Annotated in this window: 13 protein-coding genes and 1 pseudogene; 12 read left to right on the forward strand and 2 right to left on the reverse strand. The window is 61.2% G+C overall.

From position 1 onward, the window contains the following. Positions 1 to 49: 49 nt before the first annotated feature. From E6C55_RS27375 to E6C55_RS27420, 10 genes are all read left to right on the forward strand, one after another. A complete protein-coding gene (locus tag E6C55_RS27375) occupies positions 50 to 1,195 on the forward strand; it encodes a carbamoyl phosphate synthase small subunit (RefSeq protein WP_136373017.1) in 1,146 nt (381 codons plus the stop codon). After that, a complete protein-coding gene (carB, locus tag E6C55_RS27380; protein ID WP_136373018.1) occupies positions 1,182 to 4,400 on the forward strand; it encodes a carbamoyl-phosphate synthase large subunit in 3,219 nt (1,072 codons plus the stop codon). Before E6C55_RS27375 ends, carB begins: the two co-directional genes overlap by 14 nt. Positions 4,401 to 4,508: 108 nt before the next feature. Further along, positions 4,509 to 5,252, forward strand: coding sequence for an orotidine-5'-phosphate decarboxylase (gene pyrF, locus E6C55_RS27385; protein WP_269145565.1), 744 nt, complete (start codon positions 4,509 to 4,511; stop codon positions 5,250 to 5,252). 2 nt (positions 5,253 to 5,254) lie between these two features. After that, entirely contained in the window at positions 5,255 to 5,902 is a 648-nt protein-coding gene (gene pyrE / locus E6C55_RS27390; RefSeq protein WP_136373019.1) for an orotate phosphoribosyltransferase, read from the forward strand. A 1,142-nt stretch (positions 5,903 to 7,044) separates the two neighbouring features. Further along, positions 7,045 to 8,196: an FMNH2-dependent alkanesulfonate monooxygenase gene (ssuD, locus tag E6C55_RS27395; RefSeq protein WP_136373020.1), complete on the forward strand. Its 1,152-nt coding sequence runs from the start codon at positions 7,045 to 7,047 to the stop codon at positions 8,194 to 8,196. Positions 8,197 to 8,208: 12 nt separating this feature from the next. After that, positions 8,209 to 8,982: an ABC transporter permease subunit gene (locus E6C55_RS27400; protein ID WP_136373021.1), complete on the forward strand. Its 774-nt coding sequence runs from the start codon at positions 8,209 to 8,211 to the stop codon at positions 8,980 to 8,982. A gap of 36 nt (positions 8,983 to 9,018) precedes the next feature. Then, positions 9,019 to 10,047: a taurine ABC transporter substrate-binding protein gene (locus tag E6C55_RS27405; RefSeq protein ID WP_136373022.1), complete on the forward strand. Its 1,029-nt coding sequence runs from the start codon at positions 9,019 to 9,021 to the stop codon at positions 10,045 to 10,047. Then, positions 10,048 to 10,836, forward strand: coding sequence for an ABC transporter ATP-binding protein (locus tag E6C55_RS27410; protein WP_136373023.1), 789 nt, complete (start codon positions 10,048 to 10,050; stop codon positions 10,834 to 10,836). 94 nt (positions 10,837 to 10,930) lie between these two features. After that, positions 10,931 to 11,173: a hypothetical protein gene (locus tag E6C55_RS27415; protein ID WP_136373024.1), complete on the forward strand. Its 243-nt coding sequence runs from the start codon at positions 10,931 to 10,933 to the stop codon at positions 11,171 to 11,173. Between the two features lie 155 nt (positions 11,174 to 11,328). Further along, positions 11,329 to 12,951: an S-layer homology domain-containing protein gene (locus tag E6C55_RS27420; RefSeq protein WP_136373025.1), complete on the forward strand. Its 1,623-nt coding sequence runs from the start codon at positions 11,329 to 11,331 to the stop codon at positions 12,949 to 12,951. Positions 12,952 to 12,984: 33 nt separating this feature from the next. On the opposite strand, the gene nagZ is transcribed toward E6C55_RS27420, so the two are convergent. Both nagZ and E6C55_RS27430 read right to left on the reverse strand, forming a co-directional pair. Beyond that, positions 12,985 to 14,316 carry a beta-N-acetylhexosaminidase gene (gene nagZ / locus E6C55_RS27425; RefSeq protein WP_136373026.1) on the reverse strand — a complete coding sequence of 444 codons (1,332 nt, stop codon included), beginning with the start codon at positions 14,314 to 14,316 and terminating at the stop codon, positions 12,985 to 12,987. Between the two features lie 167 nt (positions 14,317 to 14,483). Further along, entirely contained in the window at positions 14,484 to 16,154 is a 1,671-nt protein-coding gene (locus E6C55_RS27430; protein WP_407923772.1) for a glutamine--tRNA ligase/YqeY domain fusion protein, read from the reverse strand. A 258-nt stretch (positions 16,155 to 16,412) separates the two neighbouring features. Between E6C55_RS27430 and E6C55_RS27435 the strand changes: the two are divergent. Together E6C55_RS27435 and E6C55_RS27440 are read left to right on the forward strand one after the other, a co-directional pair. Then, positions 16,413 to 17,090: pseudogene (locus E6C55_RS27435) on the forward strand (ABC transporter ATP-binding protein); the annotation flags it as partial. Further along, a complete protein-coding gene (locus E6C55_RS27440; protein WP_168735905.1) occupies positions 17,050 to 18,165 on the forward strand; it encodes an efflux RND transporter periplasmic adaptor subunit in 1,116 nt (371 codons plus the stop codon). The pseudogene E6C55_RS27435 and the gene E6C55_RS27440, both read left to right, overlap by 41 nt.

An 18,165-nucleotide genomic window follows, 5' to 3' on the forward strand; every position in this document is an offset into this window, starting at 1 on the left:
CGATCGCGGACGGCTGCGATTGCGTACACATACTTAAGGAGGAATCGGGATGCAAGCGAGATTGTTACTGGAAGACGGCACCCTCTTCACGGGGAAGGGCTTCGGCGCCGAAGGGGCGTCCTCGGGCGAGGTTGTCTTCAACACCGGAATCACGGGCTACCAGGAGGTGCTCTCCGACCCGTCCTACTGCGGTCAGATCGTCACGATGACGTTCCCGCTCATCGGCAACTACGGAATCAACCGGGACGACTTCGAGGCCGTGCGCCCTTATATTCACGGCTTCGTCGTTCGCCGTCACGAGGACGTGCCGAGCAACTGGCGCGCCCAATATACGCTTGACCACCTGTTCAAGGAATACGGCATCATCGGCATCAGCGAGATCGACACTCGCATGCTGACGAGGAAGCTCCGCCAGCACGGCACGATGAAGGGCATTCTGTCGACCGGGAACGAGCGCGTCGAGGAGCTCGCCGAGCGCCTGTCCCTGTCCTCGCTGCTGCGCGACCAAGTCGCCCGCACTTCGACGAAGAGCGTCTTCTCGAGCCCGGGCAGCCGCGAGCGCATCGTCCTGATCGACTACGGCGCGAAGAGCGGCATCCTGCGCGAGCTGACGCAGCGCGGTTGCGACGTCGTCGTCGTCCCTCACGACACGACCGCCGACGAGATTCGCCGCCTGTCGCCGGACGGCATCCAGCTGTCCAACGGCCCCGGGGACCCGAAGGACGTTCCGCATGCGGTCGAGACGATCCGCCAACTGCTCGGCGAATTCCCGATCTTCGGCATCTGCCTGGGCCACCAACTGTTCGCCCTCGCCTGCGGCGCGGATACCGACAAGCTGAAGTTCGGCCACCGCGGCGGCAACCATCCGGTGAAGGAGCTCGAATCCGGACGCTGCTTCATCACCTCGCAGAACCACGGCTACACGGTCAAGGACGAGTCGATCGTCGGCACCGAGCTCGAAGTGACGCACATCAACAACAACGACAAGACGATTGAAGGCTTGAAGCACAAGAAGTTCCCGGCCTTCACGGTGCAGTACCATCCGGAAGCGGCCCCGGGCCCCTTCGACAACAGCTATCTTTTCGACCGCTTCATTCAGATGATTCGCGAACATAAATCCGCCAATCCGCAGCGTCCCCGTCAGGCGCAATTGGCAGAGACGCTGAGAGGAGAACTGCAGTATGCCCAGAAATAAAGACCTCAAGAAAATTCTCGTTATCGGCTCCGGCCCGATCGTCATCGGACAAGCGGCGGAATTCGACTACGCCGGTACGCAAGCTTGCCAAGCGCTTAAGGAAGAGGGACTGGAAGTTGTCCTGATCAACAGCAACCCGGCCACGATCATGACCGACACGAACATGGCCGACAAGGTATACATCGAACCGATCAACCTCGAATTCGTCTCCCAGATCATTCGCCAGGAGCGTCCGGACGGCTTGCTTCCGACGCTCGGCGGCCAGACCGGCCTGAACATGGCCGTTGAATTGGCTCGCGCCGGCGTTCTCGAGAAGGAGAAGGTGAAGCTGCTCGGCACGCAGTTGACGGCGATCGAGAAGGCCGAAGACCGCGACCTGTTCCGCGAGCTGATGCGCGAGCTGGAGCAGCCGGTTCCGGAGAGCGACATCGTCACGACGGTTCAAGGAGCCGTAGACTTCGCGAACACGATCGGTTATCCGGTTATCGTTCGTCCGGCTTACACGCTGGGCGGAACGGGCGGAGGCATCGTCGGCAACGAGGAAGAGCTGCGCGAGACGGTTGCGAACGGCATCCGCTACAGCCCGATCGGCCAATGCCTGATCGAGAAGTCGATCGCCGGCATGAAGGAAGTCGAGTACGAGGTTATGCGCGACGCGAACGACAACTGTATCGTCGTCTGCAACATGGAGAACCTCGATCCGGTAGGCGTCCATACGGGCGACAGCATCGTTGTGGCTCCGAGCCAGACGCTGTCCGACCGCGAGTACCAGATGCTCCGCTCGGCATCGCTGAAGATCATCCGCGCCCTGAACATCGAGGGCGGCTGCAACGTCCAATTCGCTCTTGATCCTCAGAGCTACCAATACTATGTCATCGAAGTCAATCCGCGCGTCAGCCGCTCGTCGGCGCTCGCCTCGAAGGCGACGGGCTATCCGATCGCCAAGATGGCGGCGAAGATCGCGGTCGGCTATACGCTTGACGAGATCGTCAACCCGGTTACGGGCCAGACGTATGCCTGCTTCGAGCCGACGCTGGACTACATCGTCAGCAAGATTCCGCGCTGGCCGTTCGACAAGTTCACGGACGCCAACCGCAAGCTCGGCACGCAGATGAAGGCGACCGGCGAAGTAATGGCCATCGGCCGCACGTTCGAAGAGTCGATCCATAAGGCGATCCGTTCCCTGGAGATCGGCGTTCACCGACTGCTGCTGAAGGATGCGCACGAGCTGGACGACGAGACGTTGACGACCCGCCTGGCGAAGCCTGACGACGAGCGCCTGTTCCTCGTTGCCGAAGCGTTCCGCCGCGGCTGGGGATTGCAGAAGATTCAGGACATCACGAACATCGACTGGTGGTTCCTCGACAAGCTCGAACGAATCGTCTCCTTCGAGGATACGATCCGCAGAGAGCCCGGCCTGACGCAAGAGACGCTGTACCAAGCGAAGCGCATGGGCTTCACGGATCGCGCGATCGCCGAGCTTCGCAAGGAAGGCCAAGGCGCCAGCGCCGCTCATACGGTCGAGGCGGACATTCGCGCGCTGCGCGTTCAGCAAGGCTTGAAGCCGGTCTATAAGATGGTCGATACGTGCGCGGCCGAGTTCGAAGCGACGACCCCTTACTACTACTCGACCTACGAGACGGAGAACGAAGTGATTCCGAGCACGAAGGAGAAGGTTATTGTTCTGGGCTCCGGCCCGATCCGGATCGGCCAGGGCATCGAGTTCGACTATTCGACGGTTCATGCGGTGTGGGCGCTTCGCAACGCCGGCTATGAAGCGGTCATTATCAACAACAACCCGGAGACGGTATCGACCGACTTCAACACGTCGGACCGTCTGTACTTCGAGCCGCTCTTCTTCGAAGACGTCATGAACGTCATCGAGCAAGAGAAGCCGATCGGCGTCATCGTGCAATTCGGCGGGCAGACGGCGATCAACCTGGCAGGACCGCTCTCCAAGGCAGGCGTGCGCATTCTCGGAACGTCGCTGGAGAGCATCGACGAAGCGGAAGACCGCAAGAAGTTCGAGGCGCTGCTTCGCAAGCTGAACATCCCGCAGCCGAAGGGCAGCACGGTCACTTCGGTCGACGAGGCGGTCGGCACGGCTCAGGAGCTTGGCTATCCGGTTCTTGTTCGACCTTCCTACGTCCTCGGCGGACGCGCGATGGAGATCGTCTACTCCGACGAAGAATTGCTTGCTTACATGAAGGTAGCTGTGAAAATCAATCCGGAGCATCCGGTTCTGATCGACCGCTACATGCTCGGCAAAGAGATTGAAGTCGACGCGATCTGCGACGGCGAAACGGTGCTCATCCCGGGCATCATGGAGCATATTGAACGCGCAGGCGTTCACTCCGGCGACTCGATCGCGGTCTATCCTCCGCAGACGCTGTCGGAGGACGTCAAGAAGCAAGCGATCGACATCACGACCCGCATCGCGAAGGAACTGAAGACGATCGGTCTGGTCAACATTCAGTTCGTCGTCTGGCAGGATCAAGTGTACGTTATCGAAGTTAATCCGCGCTCCTCGCGTACGGTGCCGTTCCTGTCCAAGGTCACGAACGTGCCGATGGCGAACTTGGCGACCCAAGCGATCCTCGGCGTGAAGCTTGGGGACTTGGGCTACAGCGAAGGCCTGTGGCCGGAAGACCAGTACGTCTCCGTCAAGGTGCCGGTATTCTCCTTCGCGAAGCTTCGCCGCGTCGACCCGACGCTTACTCCGGAGATGAAGTCCACCGGGGAAGTTATGGGTCGCGACCGCTTCTTCGCCAAGGCGCTGTTCAAGGGCCTTATCGGCTCCGGAATGAAGATTCCGCAATCCGGCTCGATCATCGCGACGATCGCCGACAAGGACAAGGACGAAGCGATCGAGATTCTGCGCGGCTTCTACCAGCTCGGCTACAAGCTGATGGCGACGGGCGGCACGGCCGACGCGCTCGAGCAGGCGGGCATGCGCGTCAAGCGTGTGAACAAGCTGAGCGAGAGCACGCCGAACATTCTCGACCTGATTCGCACCGGCCAAGCGCAATTCGTCGTCAACACGTTGACGAAGGGCAAGACGCCGGAGCGCGACGGATTCCGCATCCGCCGCGAGGCGGTCGAGAACGGGGTCGTCTGCTTGACCTCGCTGGACACGGTTCGCGCTCTCCTCAACATGCTTGAGGCACTTCGCTTCTCCAGCGAACCGATGCCGGTTCTTCAGTAACGATGGTTGTACGCCCGGTCTCCTCCGCCTTCAAGCGGGTGGGGCCCGGGCTTCTCTATGGGCAGGCTGCAAGGAATACACTAAAGCGATCGAAGGAGCGGGATAAACGTGACGACGACCAAGTTATCACCGGAACAGGCGGCAGGGAAAGTCATGGTGGCGCTGGACAAGCCGGACGCTCGCGCGGCTCTGCTGCTGGCCGAGCAGTTGCAGGGGAGCGGCTGCTGGGCGAAGGTAGGCCTGGAGCTGTTCTACGCGGCGGGGCCGGACATCATTGGCGAGCTCAAGGCTCGCGGCTTCCGGGTGTTCCTCGATCTTAAGCTGCACGACATCCCGAATACGGTCAAGGGCGGCTCCCGCAGCATCGCCCGGCTGGGCGTGGACATGTTCAACGTCCACGCGGGGGGCGGCCTCGCGATGATGCAGGCGGCGGTTCAAGGCGTTGAAGACGCCCTCGACGCGGGCGAGGCGTCGGCGAAGCCGCTTATCATCGCAGTGACCCAGCTTACGAGCACGAACCAGGCGACCTTGAATGACCAGCTTGGCATTCCCGGCACGGTAGAGGAAGCCGTTCTGCGCTGCGCCCGTCTGACGAAGGATGCCGGTCTCGACGGCGTTGTCGCGTCGCCGCTCGAAGTCGGCGCGATCAAGGCGGCTTGCGGGTCCACATTCCTCACCGTGACGCCGGGCATCCGGCCGCAGGGAGCGGATATCGGCGACCAGCAGCGGATCACAACGCCTTACGATGCGGTTCAAGGCGGAACCGACTACCTTGTCATCGGCCGACCGATCACGGGAGCCGCCGACCCGGCCGCCGCTCTGCAAACCATCCTTAAGGAGATGAGCTCATAATTATGTCGACCCTATCACTTGACCAAGTACCTGCCGAGATCGCCAAGGGCTTGCTGAGCATCGGCGCCGTCGCGCTGCGCCCGCACGAGCCGTTCACATGGACAAGCGGCATCAAGTCGCCCATCTATTGCGACAACCGTCTGACGATGTCCTATCCGGCCATTCGCGAGCTGATCGCGGAAGGCTTCGCGACGATCATCCGCGAGAAGTACCCGGATTGCCAGGCGGTTGCCGGCATCGCGACGGGCGGCATTCCGCATGCGGCCTGGGTCGCCCAGAAGCTGAACCTTCCGATGCTGTACGTTCGCGACAAGGCGAAGGGCCATGGCAAGGCGAATCAGATCGAGGGCCACTTCGAGGCGGGACAGAAGGTTGTCCTGATCGAAGATTTGATCTCCACCGGAGGCAGCTCCCTGAAGGCGGCGGTAGCGGTTCGCGAAGCCGGCTGCTCGGTGCAGGGGGTCGTCGCGATCTTCACCTACCAGTTCCAGAACGCCCTCGATGCCTTCGCCGCGGAGAACATCCCGCTCGACACGCTGTCCAACTATACAGCGCTGATTCAGACGGCCGTGAAGTCCGGCGCGATCCGCGAAGAGGACGTCTCCCTGCTCCAAGCATGGAGGGAGAACCCTTCCGCGTACGGCGCTTAATCGCAGCCGATTCGCCGTGCGGCTCCGATCGGTCGCAGCCCCGATTCCTTGCTGCTGTTGAGCCCCGTCTGCCGCAACTCATCCTCCGAAAGCCTTCTTCGCCGGGCTATTGGAGGATGTTTTTTTAACATATAAGAATCGATAAGTTATGGGGCAGCCCATTTAGAATCGTGCGGGAGGGGGGACCGGGCATCTCGCCGGACTCGCCGGATACGAGGAATGTATGTGAAATATCACATTCGAGCGTCGCGATAACGGGCAGGTTGGACGATTCTATGTGAAAAATAGCCTATATAGAGAAAATACCGGCTTCAGTTGCCGCATGTAGGCTAAAAATCACATAAAACGCCGAGATTGCGGCTCATTCAAACCGATAAATGTGAAAAACCACATAAAATCGCAAAAGCCGGCGGACTAGGGGGCAAAAGCTGGCGGATCAGAGGACAAAAGCCGGCGGATCAGAGGGCAAAAGACGTCGGGGCAGAGGTGCGAACAGCGTCGGGTGGAACGGTCAGGGCGCGATGTCTCGACCGTCTTTGCTCTGCCGATCGTTCAGGATGGGAAGGAGTGGGGAAGCACCCGGCGGCGGTCGGGGGGCGGCGAAGGGCCAAGAGGTTCCTGAGCCGCGGGGAGGAGAGGCATAAGCGCGGAGAAGGGGGATAGCGCCTTGCCGCATGACGCTGGAGCTGATGGATAGGAGTACAAACGGATACGCTCGCACTCAAAGGACGCCGTTAGGCGTTTTTCTTATTCTCCCGTTCGCTCAGGAACCCCGCATAGCAGGCATAGTAAGCGCGTGCCATGGCAGGAGCGGCACTATACCGTGTTCTCCGGCCTTAGGCCGCTTCTCCCCTTCGTTCAGGAGCGGCGGATCTGAGCAGTGGGAGGCGGTCCTGAGTGAACGGGAGAGGAGGCATAATGGAATTGAAGGGGACAAATGGGCTGCGGCGGAGGCCATGAAATATATATGTAAATTCCAATTGACATACTTGGTAATATTGGGTAGGATAAATCTCAAGCACAGAGAGAGTCGACCGGGCCGCCGGAGATTCAACGCTGTCGCGATCGCCTGTACGGATGGGCGGCTGCGGCTTGGCGTTGGATCTTTTTTTTATATCGTCAGAGCAGAAGGGGAGAAAAGAATGGAGCTATTCTGGTTTATCCCAACTTACGGAGACGGGCGCCACATCGGTACGAGCCGAGGGGCGCGCGAGCTGTCGCCGGCTTACTTGCGTCAGGTCGCAACCGCGGCCGACGATCTCGGCTATGAAGGGGTGCTGCTGCCGACGGGAAGGTCGTGCGAGGATGCCTGGGTGACCGCTTCTTCGCTTATCCCCGCAACCCGCCGGCTGAAGTTCCTCGTCGCGGTCCGTCCCGGGCTGATGAGCCCGACGCTTGCGGCGAGGATGGCATCGACGTTCGATCGGACGTCGGAGGGGAGGCTTCTTGTCAACGTGGTGGCGGGAGGCGATCCCGAGGAGCTGGAGGCGGACGGCATCTTCCTCGAGCATGACGAGCGGTATGAGCTGACCGACGAGTTCTTCCACATATGGCGGAAGGTGCTGAGCCAGGAGGAGGTGACGCTCTACGGCGATCACCTCCAGGTCAAGGGAGCGCGGCTCTTCTATCCTCCGGAACAGAAGCCGTATCCGCCGCTGTTCTTCGGCGGTTCCTCGCCGAAGGCGATCGATGTCGCGGCGAAGCATTGCGATGTGTACTTGACGTGGGGAGAACCTCCCGCGCAGGTCAAGAAGAAGGTGGAAGCCGTGCGCAAGCGGGCGGCGGTCGAAGGCAGGGAGCTGACGTTCGGCATTCGGCTTCACATCATCGTGCGCGAGACGGAACAGGAAGCGTGGGCGGCGGCCGACGATCTGATCCGGCATCTGGACGACGAGACGATCGCGAAGGCGCAGCGGGTGTATGCGAGGATGGATTCCCATGGCCAGCGCCGGATGGCCGAGCTGCACGGCGGCAGCCGCGACTCGCTGGTCGTCTCCCCGAATCTGTGGGCGGGCATCGGACTCGTTCGCGGAGGAGCGGGCACGGCATTGGTCGGCGATCCCGAGACGGTGGCGAAGAGAATCAAGGAATATGCCGATCTCGGCATCGAGAAGTTCATTCTGTCGGGTTACCCCCATCTGGAGGAAGCCTATCGCATCGCCGAGCTGCTCTTCCCTCTGCTCCCGCTGACCGCCGGCGCCAGCAAGAACGGGGAATCCCGGAATCGGGCGGCGCGGTTGCGCAAGTCGGGAGAGATCGTGGCGTACGATCATCTTCCGTCCTCCGGGAACTGAGGCGGGTCCGCTATGCGAGTGCGCCCGTGGAACGGATGGCTGTCTCTGTTGTCGATCGGCTTCCTGCTCTCGTTATGGTGGGTCTCGACCGGGCTTGGTTGGGTCGATCCGCTCTTCGTCCCTTCGCCCCGGCAAGTGTGGGCGGCCTTCGTCGACATCTGCCGCGAAGGCTACAAGGGAAGCCCGCTCGCCGTCCACATCGGCGAGAGCCTGAAGCGGCTTCTCTTGGCGTTCCTGATGGCGCTCGCGACCGCGATTCCGCTCGGCCTTCTGAGCGGGTATTCGCCGAAGGCGAGGGCGCTCGTCGATCCGCTCATCGAGTTCTACCGTCCCTTGCCTCCGCTTGCCTACTACACGCTCCTTGTTCTATGGCTCGGAATCGGCGACTCGTCCAAGATCGCGCTGCTGTTCCTGGCAGCGTTCGCGCCTCTGTATATCGCCGTTGCGGCCGGGGTTGCCCGAATCCCTCGGGATCGAATCCTGGCGGCGCGTTCGCTCGGGGCGAGCCGCGCTAAAGTGTTCGCATTCGTGATTTTCCCATCGTGCTTGCCTGATATATTCACCGGAATCCGAACGGCGATGGGGATGGCGTATACGACGCTGGTCGCGGCGGAGATGGTTGCAGCCGTCTCCGGGGTAGGCTGGATGGTGCTCGATGCCAGCAAGTTCCTGCGCAGCGACATCATCTTCGTCGGAATTGGGTTGATGGGCCTTATCGCGGTTCTGCTGGATCTGTTCATTCGCTGGCTGGCGAGGACGCAGGTGCCGTGGAACGGCAAGGAATAATTGATTTATCCATTATAGTTGGGGGAGTGTCTATTCATGGCGCGAAGAAAAAAAGCAAAGCTATCGGCCGTCATTCTGGCGATTGCGGCAACCGTGGCGTTATCGGCTTGCGGCAACGACAAGTCGGGGAGCGGCAGCCTGCCGAAGGAAGTGACGATCGGCTATCAGGTTATTCCGAACGCGGAGCTGCTTGTTAAGGCCCAAGGGCTTGCGGAGAAACAATTCCCCGATGTCCACATCAATTGGAAGCCGTTCGATTCCGGGCGCGACGTCAACACGGCGATTGCGGCGGGCGGCATCGATCTCGGCTTGGCAGGTTCCGTGCCGGTGGCCATCGGCATCTCCAATAAGTTGCCGTACCAGGTGTACTTCCTGCACGACATTATCGGCGAAGCCGAATCGCTGGCCGTTAGAGGCAGCGCGAACATCGCGTCCGTCAAGGATCTCGTCGGCAAGAAGGTGGCGACGCCGTTCGGCTCCACCGCGCACTTCAGCCTCCTGTCCGCGCTTAAGCTCGAAGGCGTGAATCCGACGCAGGTGACGATTCTCGACTTGCAGCCGCAAGACATTCTTGCCGCCTGGCAGCGCAAGGATATCGATGCCGCGTTCGTCTGGAATCCGACGCTCGCGAAGCTGCTGCAGGAAGACGGCAACATTCTCGTGACGGCGCAGCAATTGTCCGAGCAGGGAGCCATCACGGCCGATGTCGGAGTCGTTCGCACGAAGTTCGCGGAACAATATCCCGAGTTCGTGAAGCAGTACGTCGGCGTGCTGGACGCCGCGATCGAGCAGTACCGCGACAAGCCGGAGGAAGCGGCCAAGGCGCTCGCACCGCTGCTCAGCACGGACGAAGCGGATGCGCTGGCGCAGACGAAGCAGCTCGTCTGGCTGACGTCCAAGGAGCAGCAGGATGCCAAGTATCTCGGCGGCGAGGCGGAGAACAGCGGGTTCGCGAAGGTGCTTCAGGAGACCGGACAATTCCTTGCGGATCAGAAGCTCGTCGAGACTGTTCCGGAGCTGAAGGAATTCGAGGCGGCCATCAATCAACAGGCGTTGAAGCGATAAATGATCGACTTGGCGACCGAAGCAAGAGGGAAGCGTCTGGTTTCTATTGAGAATATGGCTTTTCAATATGGCAGCGGGCGAAGAGCGAAGGCTGTTCTTAACGGGATTGATCTGGAGCTGCGGGAAAATGAATTCGTGTGTGTGCTGGGGGCGTCCGGCTGCGGCAAAACTTCGCTGCTGAGGCTGATCGCGGGCTACGAGCGGCCGACGTCCGGGAGCGTGAACGTTCTCGGCGCCGCGCGGAGCGGGCCGCGTCCCGAGGTGGGGGTTGTCTTCCAGCATGCGAACCTGTTCCCTTGGCTGACGATTCGCCGCAATGTCGAGTTCGGCCTCCGGATGCAGGGCGCCGGCCGGGAGGAGCGGAGGGAACGCGCGGAGGATGCGCTGCGTCTCGTCGGGCTGATCGATGCCGCGGACCGGCTTCCGTACGAGCTGTCCGGAGGTATGAAGCAGCGGGCGGCCATCGCGCGGACGATCGCGGCATCGCCGACGATCATCCTCATGGACGAACCGTTCGGAGCGCTCGATGCGATCACGCGCGAGAGTCTGCAGCAGCAGCTGCGGGAGCTCTGGCTCTCGTCGCGGCAATCCGTTCTGTTTATTACGCACGATGTGGACGAAGCGCTTCTGCTTGCGACCCGAATCGTTGTGCTCGGAGGCTCTCCGGGGGCCGTCTTGTTCGACCGGCCGAACCCGCTGCATTCGGAGGAGGGGACGGCGGATCAACTGCGGAGGCGTTACGAGTACGGGAAGCAGCGCGAGAAGCTCGTCGAGACTCTCAAGCGATGACGGGGAGGCATGTCCGGAAGGTCGGCTTGTTTGAACCTTTGGTCCTCTGGTGAATAGGATGGAAGGATAGCCAAGCGACGAAAGGAAGATCACAATGCCGAAACAATTGCTGGAGCAACTATGGGAGACGACGGACGACCTTCTCTACCGGGTTCGGATATACGACCGCAAGCTCGCCTATTCGGAAGAGATCATGCGCATTGACGAGCTTCACGGCAAGCTTGCCAGCCTGCGGGTGACGGATGACGAGGATCTGATCGCTTACGGAATCGAGAAGCTTCGCGGGCTGCGGCTGCGCCTTCTTACGATGATGGAGGATCTGCTGTTTACCGCTTGACGGGGCGAATGAGGGGTAAACGGAGCAAGAGGCCGGTTGCGCGTCGGGCGCGGACCGGCCTCTTCGTGTTATGCCCTGCCAGAACTTGCATGTCTACCAATTCCCTGCAATTTGATAGGATGAGTATATTCTATCTAATCTGAGGTGGTATTGGCATGAGATTCGCTAGAACGCGCCGCGCGCTGATTCCCCTGGCCGCGGCGCTGGCAATCGGCGTCGGAGCGGTGCCGGCCGCAGCCCCGCAAGCGGCCTCCGCAGCGGCTTCCGCCGCCTTCCATGATATTGCGAACAGCTATGCGAAGGACGATATCGCCGCGCTCGCGGCCAAAGGGATCGTCACGGGAACGAGCGCGGGGCTCTACGAGCCCGACAAAGCCGTGACGAGGGCGGAGTTCGCCGCTCTGCTCATCCGGCTGTTCGGTCTGGAGGAGACAAGCGGCGGCATCGCTTCGTTCCAGGATGTCAAGGCGTCCAATTGGTTCTATGGCGCGGTGCAAGCGGCTTCCAAGCTGGGGCTTGTCGCCGGAACAAGCGCATCGGCGTTCCAGCCGAATGCCCCCGTTACCCGCGAGCAGGCCGCCGTTATTCTGGTTCGGGCGCTGAAGCTGACCGCGTCCGGCTCCGCAGCGCTTCCCTTCAAGGATGCCGGCTCGATCTCGGGTTATGCGGCGGCATCGGTGCGGGCCGTCTATCAAGCGGATCTGCTGCGGGGGGACGACAACGGCGCCTTCCGTCCGTCGGCCCAGCTTACCCGCGCGGAGATCGCCGTGCTTCTGAACCGGGTTCGCACGACCGGCGACTGGGAGAGTGAGTTCGAGTCCACCCCGAATACCGGCTTGCAGCTCGGCTGGCAATACGGGCAGACGCTGGCCGAGTATCAAGAGAGCGTATCTCGTTCCACCGTCAACGTTCTCGTTCCCCGCGTTTTTTTCCTCGAATCCGCTTCTTCCGTCACCGACAGCACAAGCGCTTCTCTTATGCAATGGGCCGCGGCGAACGGCAAGCAGGTATGGGGCCAGTTCGGCAACCGCTTCGATTCGGAGACGACCCATGCGCTGCTCGCCAGCCAGGCGAACCGGCAGACGGTTGTCTCCCGGATCGCCGCACTTGCGGACACCTACGGAATGGACGGCGTCAATCTCGACTTCGAGAACGTGGCCGGGGGCGATCGGCAGGCGCTTACCGCGTTCATCGGAGAGCTGGCGGCCGCCCTTCACGAACGCGGAGCGGTGCTGGCGGTCGACGTCTCGCCCGATCTGGGCACGGACTGGACGGCGGCGTTCGATTACGAAGCGATCGGCGAAGCGGCCGACTACGTTGTGCTGATGGCCTATGACGAGCATTGGGCCAACTCGCCGGTCGCGGGTTCGGTATCGTCGCTAAGCTGGCTGAAGACCGGCCTGTCGACGCTGCTGCAGGCGGTTCCGGCCGAGAAGACGATCGTGGCGCTGCCGTTCTACACGCAGGATTGGACGCTCGGCTCCGCCGTCTCGTCGGAGGAGCTGTCGATGAAGGAGCAGAATGCGCGTATCCAGTCTCTCGCCTCCGCGACCAAGTCGTGGAACGCCGGCTTGGGACAGTACGTGTTCACTTATGCCAAGAGCGGGAAGACGCACCGGATCTGGACGGAAGACAGCCGTTCGTTGACCGCGAAGGTGCTGCAATCGCTGGAGCAGGGCGCCGCGGGCTTCGCTTACTGGTACATCGGCGCCGAGTCGTCGGACGTGTGGCCGAGCTTGCGCAATGCATACAAGTACGAAGCGTTCGACTTCGGTTAGTCGTTCGACTTCGGCTAAGCAGGCGAGCCGTCATTAAAGGGAATTGCGCCACGCTTCGATGTCCTTGTTGAGCTTGCTCAGGTCGGGCACGGGAGTCTCTTCGTCCTTCAGGGAATAGTCGGTCTTGAGCCGCATAATCCGATAGACGCTCTCGTCGATCCGCGCCTCGTCCAGCTCGCCGCTCGCGACGGCATTCAGCAGAGCTTCCCGCACGGTCTTGAGGTTGTCCGCGCCGTGGGCGACGAGCAGGATGTCGTTGCCTGCCTGCACGGCATCAACCGCCGCCGCAGGCAGCGTATAATGCTTGGCGATCGCCCCCATCGTCAGGTCGTCGGTGATGACGACGCCATCGTAGCCGAGCTTCTCCCGCAGCCAGTGGCCGACCAGCTCGTCGGAGAGGGAGGCGGGCCGCTCGGAATCGAGCTTCGGATACAGAATGTGGGCGACCATGATCGCTTCGGCGTCCGCGTCGATGGCGGCTTCGAACGGAACCCATTCCAGCTTGGTCAACTCGTCCGCGGTTTTGTTCACGACCGGGAGATCGAGATGCGAATCGACGGAGGTGTCGCCGTGGCCGGGGAAGTGCTTCGCCACCGGAATGACGCCGCCCTTCCGCAGCCCTTCAAGCTCGGAGACGCCCAGCTCGGCGACGAGTTGGGGGGAGCTGCCGAAGGAGCGGGAGCCGATGACCGGATTGTCCGGGTTGCTGTTCACGTCGAGAACGGGCGCGAAGTCGAGGTTGAACCCGGCGGAGAGCAGCTCGCGGGCAAGGAGCTGCCCCATCTGTCCCGCCAGCTTGGCGTCTGCGGTCTCGCCGACGACCTGGTTGGTCGGAATCTTCGCGTAATCGCTGCTCGGCAGCCGGCTGACCTTGCCGCCTTCCTGGTCGACGCTCATGAACAGCGGGATGTCGGTGTGCTCCTTGTTATAGCTCTTGAGCGAATTGATCAAGGAGACGGTTCCCTTCACGCCGTCGATGTTGTCGGCGTACAGGATGACGCCTCCGACATGGGAATCCGCGAGCATGGAGCGGGCGTCCGCTCCCATCGTCTTCCCCTCGATGCCGGCGATAATCATCTGCCCGATCTTCTCGGACAGCGTCATCCGTTCGATTCGTTCGCGGATCGGGTCCGCGGCTTCGGAAGCCGGTGCCGAAGCGTTAGGAGAAGCTCCGGGCGAGGCGGAAGGCGACGCGGACGGAGAGGGGGACGGCGAAGCCGAGGGCGACGAAGGGACGGCGGAAGAGGTCGGGCTCGGCAGGCCGGGAGATGCGGTTCCCTGGCCTCCCGCAGAACAGCCCCCGAGCGGAAGCAGGACGGCAACGGCCAGAAGGACAGCCCGGAACGGGAGCGCTGTCGTTCTCATCTTGAATATCTCCTCCTTCTACAGTACGGGAATAAGACGATTGCGAAGGCGATTCGGTTCAACGTCCGCAAGATAACAAAACAGATAACAAAAGCTCCACGCTCCCCGGTCAAGCCGGCGGGTGTGGAGCTTGCTGTTGTTAGGATGGTCCGGAGCTTCCCAATCTATTACGCCTTCGCAACCTCGAACGAGCTCTTGAGCGAGACGATTCGGTTAAACACCGGGCGGGCGGGTGCGCTGAGCTTCGAATCGACGTTAAAGTAGCCGTGACGGAAAAACTGGAATTTGTCCTGAGCGGCCGCTTCCTTCATGTTCGGCTCGACGAAGCCTTGCAGCGTCTCGAGCGAGTTCGGGTTGATGCGGTCGAGGAAGGACGCCTCCTCGTCTGCGTTCTCGTCATTATCGTTGATCAGCGGCTCGAACTGGCGGAACTCCGCAGCAACGGCCTGGGAAGCTTCGACCCAATGGATCGTTCCCTTGACCTTGCGGCCGGTGAAGCCGGAGCCGCTCTTCGTCTCGGGATCGTACGTGCAGCGGAGCTCGACGACGTCGCCGGCCTCGTTCTTCACGACTTCCTCGCACTTGATGAAGTAGGCGTGCTTCAGCCGAACCTCATTGCCGGGGAACAGGCGGAAGTACTTCGGCGGAGGCGTCTCCATGAAGTCGTCTTGCTCGATGTAGAGCTCGCGCGAGAACGGGATTCGGCGGCTGCCCATCGCTTCGTTCTCGGAGTTGTTCTCCGCTTCGAGCCATTCGACTTCGCCTTCCGGATAGTTCGTGATGACGACCTTGAGCGGGCGAAGGACGGCCATCGTCCGGGGCGCCTTCAGCTTCAGGTCCTCGCGGATGAAGTGCTCGAGCATTCTCTCGTCGACGACGCCGTAGCTCTTCGCGACGCCGATCTCGCGGCAGAACGCGCGGATCGCCTCCGGCGTGTAGCCCTTGCGGCGAAGGCCGGAGATCGTCGGCATGCGCGGGTCGTCCCAGCCGTCGACGATGTTCGCGTCGACGAGCGCCTTCAGCTTCCGCTTGCTCATCACGGTGTTCGTGATGTTCAGGCGGTTGAATTCGTACTGGCGAGGCTTCGCCTCCATCTCGCATTGCTCGACGACCCAATCGTAGAACGGGCGTTGGTCTTCGAATTCCAGCGTGCAGATGGAATGGGTGACGCCCTCGATCGCATCTTCGATCGGGTGCGCGAATGCGTACATCGGATAGATGACCCAGGCGTCGCCGGTATTATGGTGATGGGCATGAACGATCCGATAGATGACCGGGTCGCGCATGTTGATGTTCGGAGAAGCCATATCGATCTTCGCACGGAGAACCTTCTCGCCGTTCCCGAATTCGCCGTTCTTCATTCGCCCGAACAGCTCGAGGTTCTCCTCGACGGAGCGGTCCCGGTACGGGCTGTTCGTCCCCGGCTCGCTCAGCGTGCCGCGGCTTTCGCGAATCTGCTCGGCGGATTGATCGTCGACGTATGCCAGCCCCTTGCGAATCAGCAGCAGCGCGCGCTCGTACATCTCCCCGAAGTAGTCCGAGGCGAAGAACAAGCCGTCCCAGTCGAAGCCGAGCCACTTGACGTCCTGCTTGATCGATTCGACATATTCGACATCCTCCTTGACGGGGTTCGTGTCGTCGAAGCGCAGGTTCGTCCGGCCCTTGAACTCGTCGGCGAGCTCAAAGTTCAGGCAGATCGACTTGGCATGCCCGATATGCAGATAGCCGTTCGGTTCCGGCGGGAAGCGGGTCACTATCTCGGTCACGCGCCCGGCCGCGAGGTCCTCTACGACAATATTTCTGATGAAGTTGTTAGATGATGCCGTTCTGCTCTCCACTCCGACCAACCTTTCTCGAGTCAAACGCGTTATTTCTTCATCATACACAAAATCTCCCTCCCTTATAAAGAGGAAACGAAAAAAAGATGGCGTTCGGAAGCCGAATTCCCGCGTCTGCCGGCGACTTTCGGGGAAGGTTGGCGGACGCCTTCTCATTATTCTCATAAAATCTACCTAAAGCCGTAACTTTTTCGAATGCTTATTCGTTATTATTGTTGGATGCGCAACTGGAAGAGGGAGGGATTCCGAATAGAGAGCAAAGAGCCGCTTCTTGTCGTGCAGGGAGTCGAGCGATCCTTCGATGTCGGGCATCAGAAGCTGAAGGTGCTGAAGGGGATCGATCTTACGTTATATCCGGAGCAGCTTGTCATGCTGAAGGGCCGATCGGGCTCGGGCAAGACGACGCTGATGAATCTGATGGGAGGGCTCGACACGCCGACGTCCGGTCAGATCTGGTTCCGCAAGCAGCCGTTCCACGAATGGGACGATGACCGCAGAACAGTCGTTAGACGGAAGGATATCGGATTTATTTTCCAAGCGTATGCCTTGATGCCGCTCTTGTCCGCTTACGAGAACGTGGAGCTGTCGATGCGAATGGCCGGCATTCCCCGCTCCGAATGGAAGCCGCGGGTGACGTCCTGCCTCGAGCTCGTCGGACTCGGCAAGCGAATGCACCACAGGCCGTCCGAGATGTCCGGGGGCGAGCAGCAGCGGGTCGCCATCGCGAAGGCGATCGCCCATAAGCCGAGCCTTCTGCTTGCGGACGAACCGACGGCGGAGCTCGATTCCCAGATGGCCGCGCAAGTGATGGCGGTATTCCGGGAGATTGTCGCGACCGAGAAGCTTACGATCTGCATGACGACACACGATACGACGATTATGGAGGTAGCCGACCATGTCTATGAGATGGCGGACGGCGTCTTCGCCCAAGGGTGAGCGCGAGTCCGAACAAGCAAAGCCGAAGAGAAGAACCGCGGCCGGCCTTCTGGCCGTGCTGTCTCTGTCCGTCGCGGTAACGGGCTGCAGCCTGCTGCCGGACGAACCCGTGGAAGAGGATCTGTCCGCGATTCAACTGCCGCAGATCTCGAAGAAGCCGGAATACGAGGTGACGACGAAGACGCTCGAGAAGAAGGCGTCGTTCTCCGCGCGTTTGCTGTCGACGCAGGAGAAGTCGATCTATTACACGTCGAAGAGCTTGTCCGGCAAGTTTATCAAGAAGCTGTACATACAGAACGGCAGCAAGGTGACGGCCGGCCAGGTCATCGCGGAGCTGGACGTGGAGGACATGAAGAAGTCTCTTCGCAACCAGCAGCTCTCGATGAGGAAGGCGGAGCTCGCCATGAAGGAGACGCTGCGCAAGAAGGACGAGATGGACCCGATCGACTTCGAGGAGCAGCAGATCGCGTTCGAGGAGCAGCGCCAGGCGATCGCCGACCTCGAGCAGGATATTGCCGATGCGGTGCTGACGGCGCCGTTCGCCGGGGAGGTCGTGTCGCTTACCGCCAAGGAAGGCGATGCGGTCGAGGCGTATAAATCGCTCGGCGTGATTGCGAATCCAAGCGAGCTGATTGTCGCAGCCGAGCCGTCGAAGGATTACCTCGAGAAGATTACGGTCGGCATGGAAGCGACGATCGACGTGAACGGCACCGCGACGGTGACGGGCAAGGTGAAGAGCCTGCCGACGGCGACAAGCACGAGCGGCAACGGCCAGAACGGCGGGACGAACGAGACGAAGAGCATGGACCAGTACCTGCTCATCGAAGCGAAGGATCTGCCCAGTACGGCGGTCCGCGGCACGTACCTGACCGTGTCGATCATTCTCAGCCGCAAGGAGAACGCGACCGTCATTCCGCTCTCCGCGCTGCGAACGGTAGGAGCCCGCACCTACGTGCAGGTCGCCGAGGCCGACGGCAGCAAGCGGGAGGTCGATGTCGAGGTCGGCCAGATGACCTCGACGGATGCCGAAGTGCTGCAGGGCTTAACACCGGGGCAGAAAGTCGTGGGTCAATAA

This window comes from Cohnella fermenti (assembly GCF_004801405.1).
Taxonomy (GTDB): Bacteria; Bacillota; Bacilli; order Paenibacillales; family Paenibacillaceae; genus Cohnella; species Cohnella fermenti.

What these genes read in the sequence shown, in the direction of transcription:
- E6C55_RS27375 (WP_136373017.1), top strand. Translation starts at nt 50, where the DNA reads ATGCAAGCGAGATTGTTACTGGAAGACGGCACCCTCTTCACGGGGAAG.
- carB (WP_136373018.1), top strand. Translation starts at nt 1,182, where the DNA reads ATGCCCAGAAATAAAGACCTCAAGAAAATTCTCGTTATCGGCTCCGGC.
- pyrE (WP_136373019.1), top strand. Translation starts at nt 5,255, where the DNA reads ATGTCGACCCTATCACTTGACCAAGTACCTGCCGAGATCGCCAAGGGC.
- ssuD (WP_136373020.1), top strand. Translation starts at nt 7,045, where the DNA reads ATGGAGCTATTCTGGTTTATCCCAACTTACGGAGACGGGCGCCACATC.
- E6C55_RS27400 (WP_136373021.1), top strand. Translation starts at nt 8,209, where the DNA reads ATGCGAGTGCGCCCGTGGAACGGATGGCTGTCTCTGTTGTCGATCGGC.
- E6C55_RS27405 (WP_136373022.1), top strand. Translation starts at nt 9,019, where the DNA reads ATGGCGCGAAGAAAAAAAGCAAAGCTATCGGCCGTCATTCTGGCGATT.
- E6C55_RS27410 (WP_136373023.1), top strand. Translation starts at nt 10,048, where the DNA reads ATGATCGACTTGGCGACCGAAGCAAGAGGGAAGCGTCTGGTTTCTATT.
- E6C55_RS27415 (WP_136373024.1), top strand. Translation starts at nt 10,931, where the DNA reads ATGCCGAAACAATTGCTGGAGCAACTATGGGAGACGACGGACGACCTT.
- E6C55_RS27420 (WP_136373025.1), top strand. Translation starts at nt 11,329, where the DNA reads ATGAGATTCGCTAGAACGCGCCGCGCGCTGATTCCCCTGGCCGCGGCG.
- nagZ (WP_136373026.1), bottom strand. Translation starts at nt 14,316, where the DNA reads ATGAGAACGACAGCGCTCCCGTTCCGGGCTGTCCTTCTGGCCGTTGCC.
- E6C55_RS27440 (WP_168735905.1), top strand. Translation starts at nt 17,050, where the DNA reads ATGTCTATGAGATGGCGGACGGCGTCTTCGCCCAAGGGTGAGCGCGAG.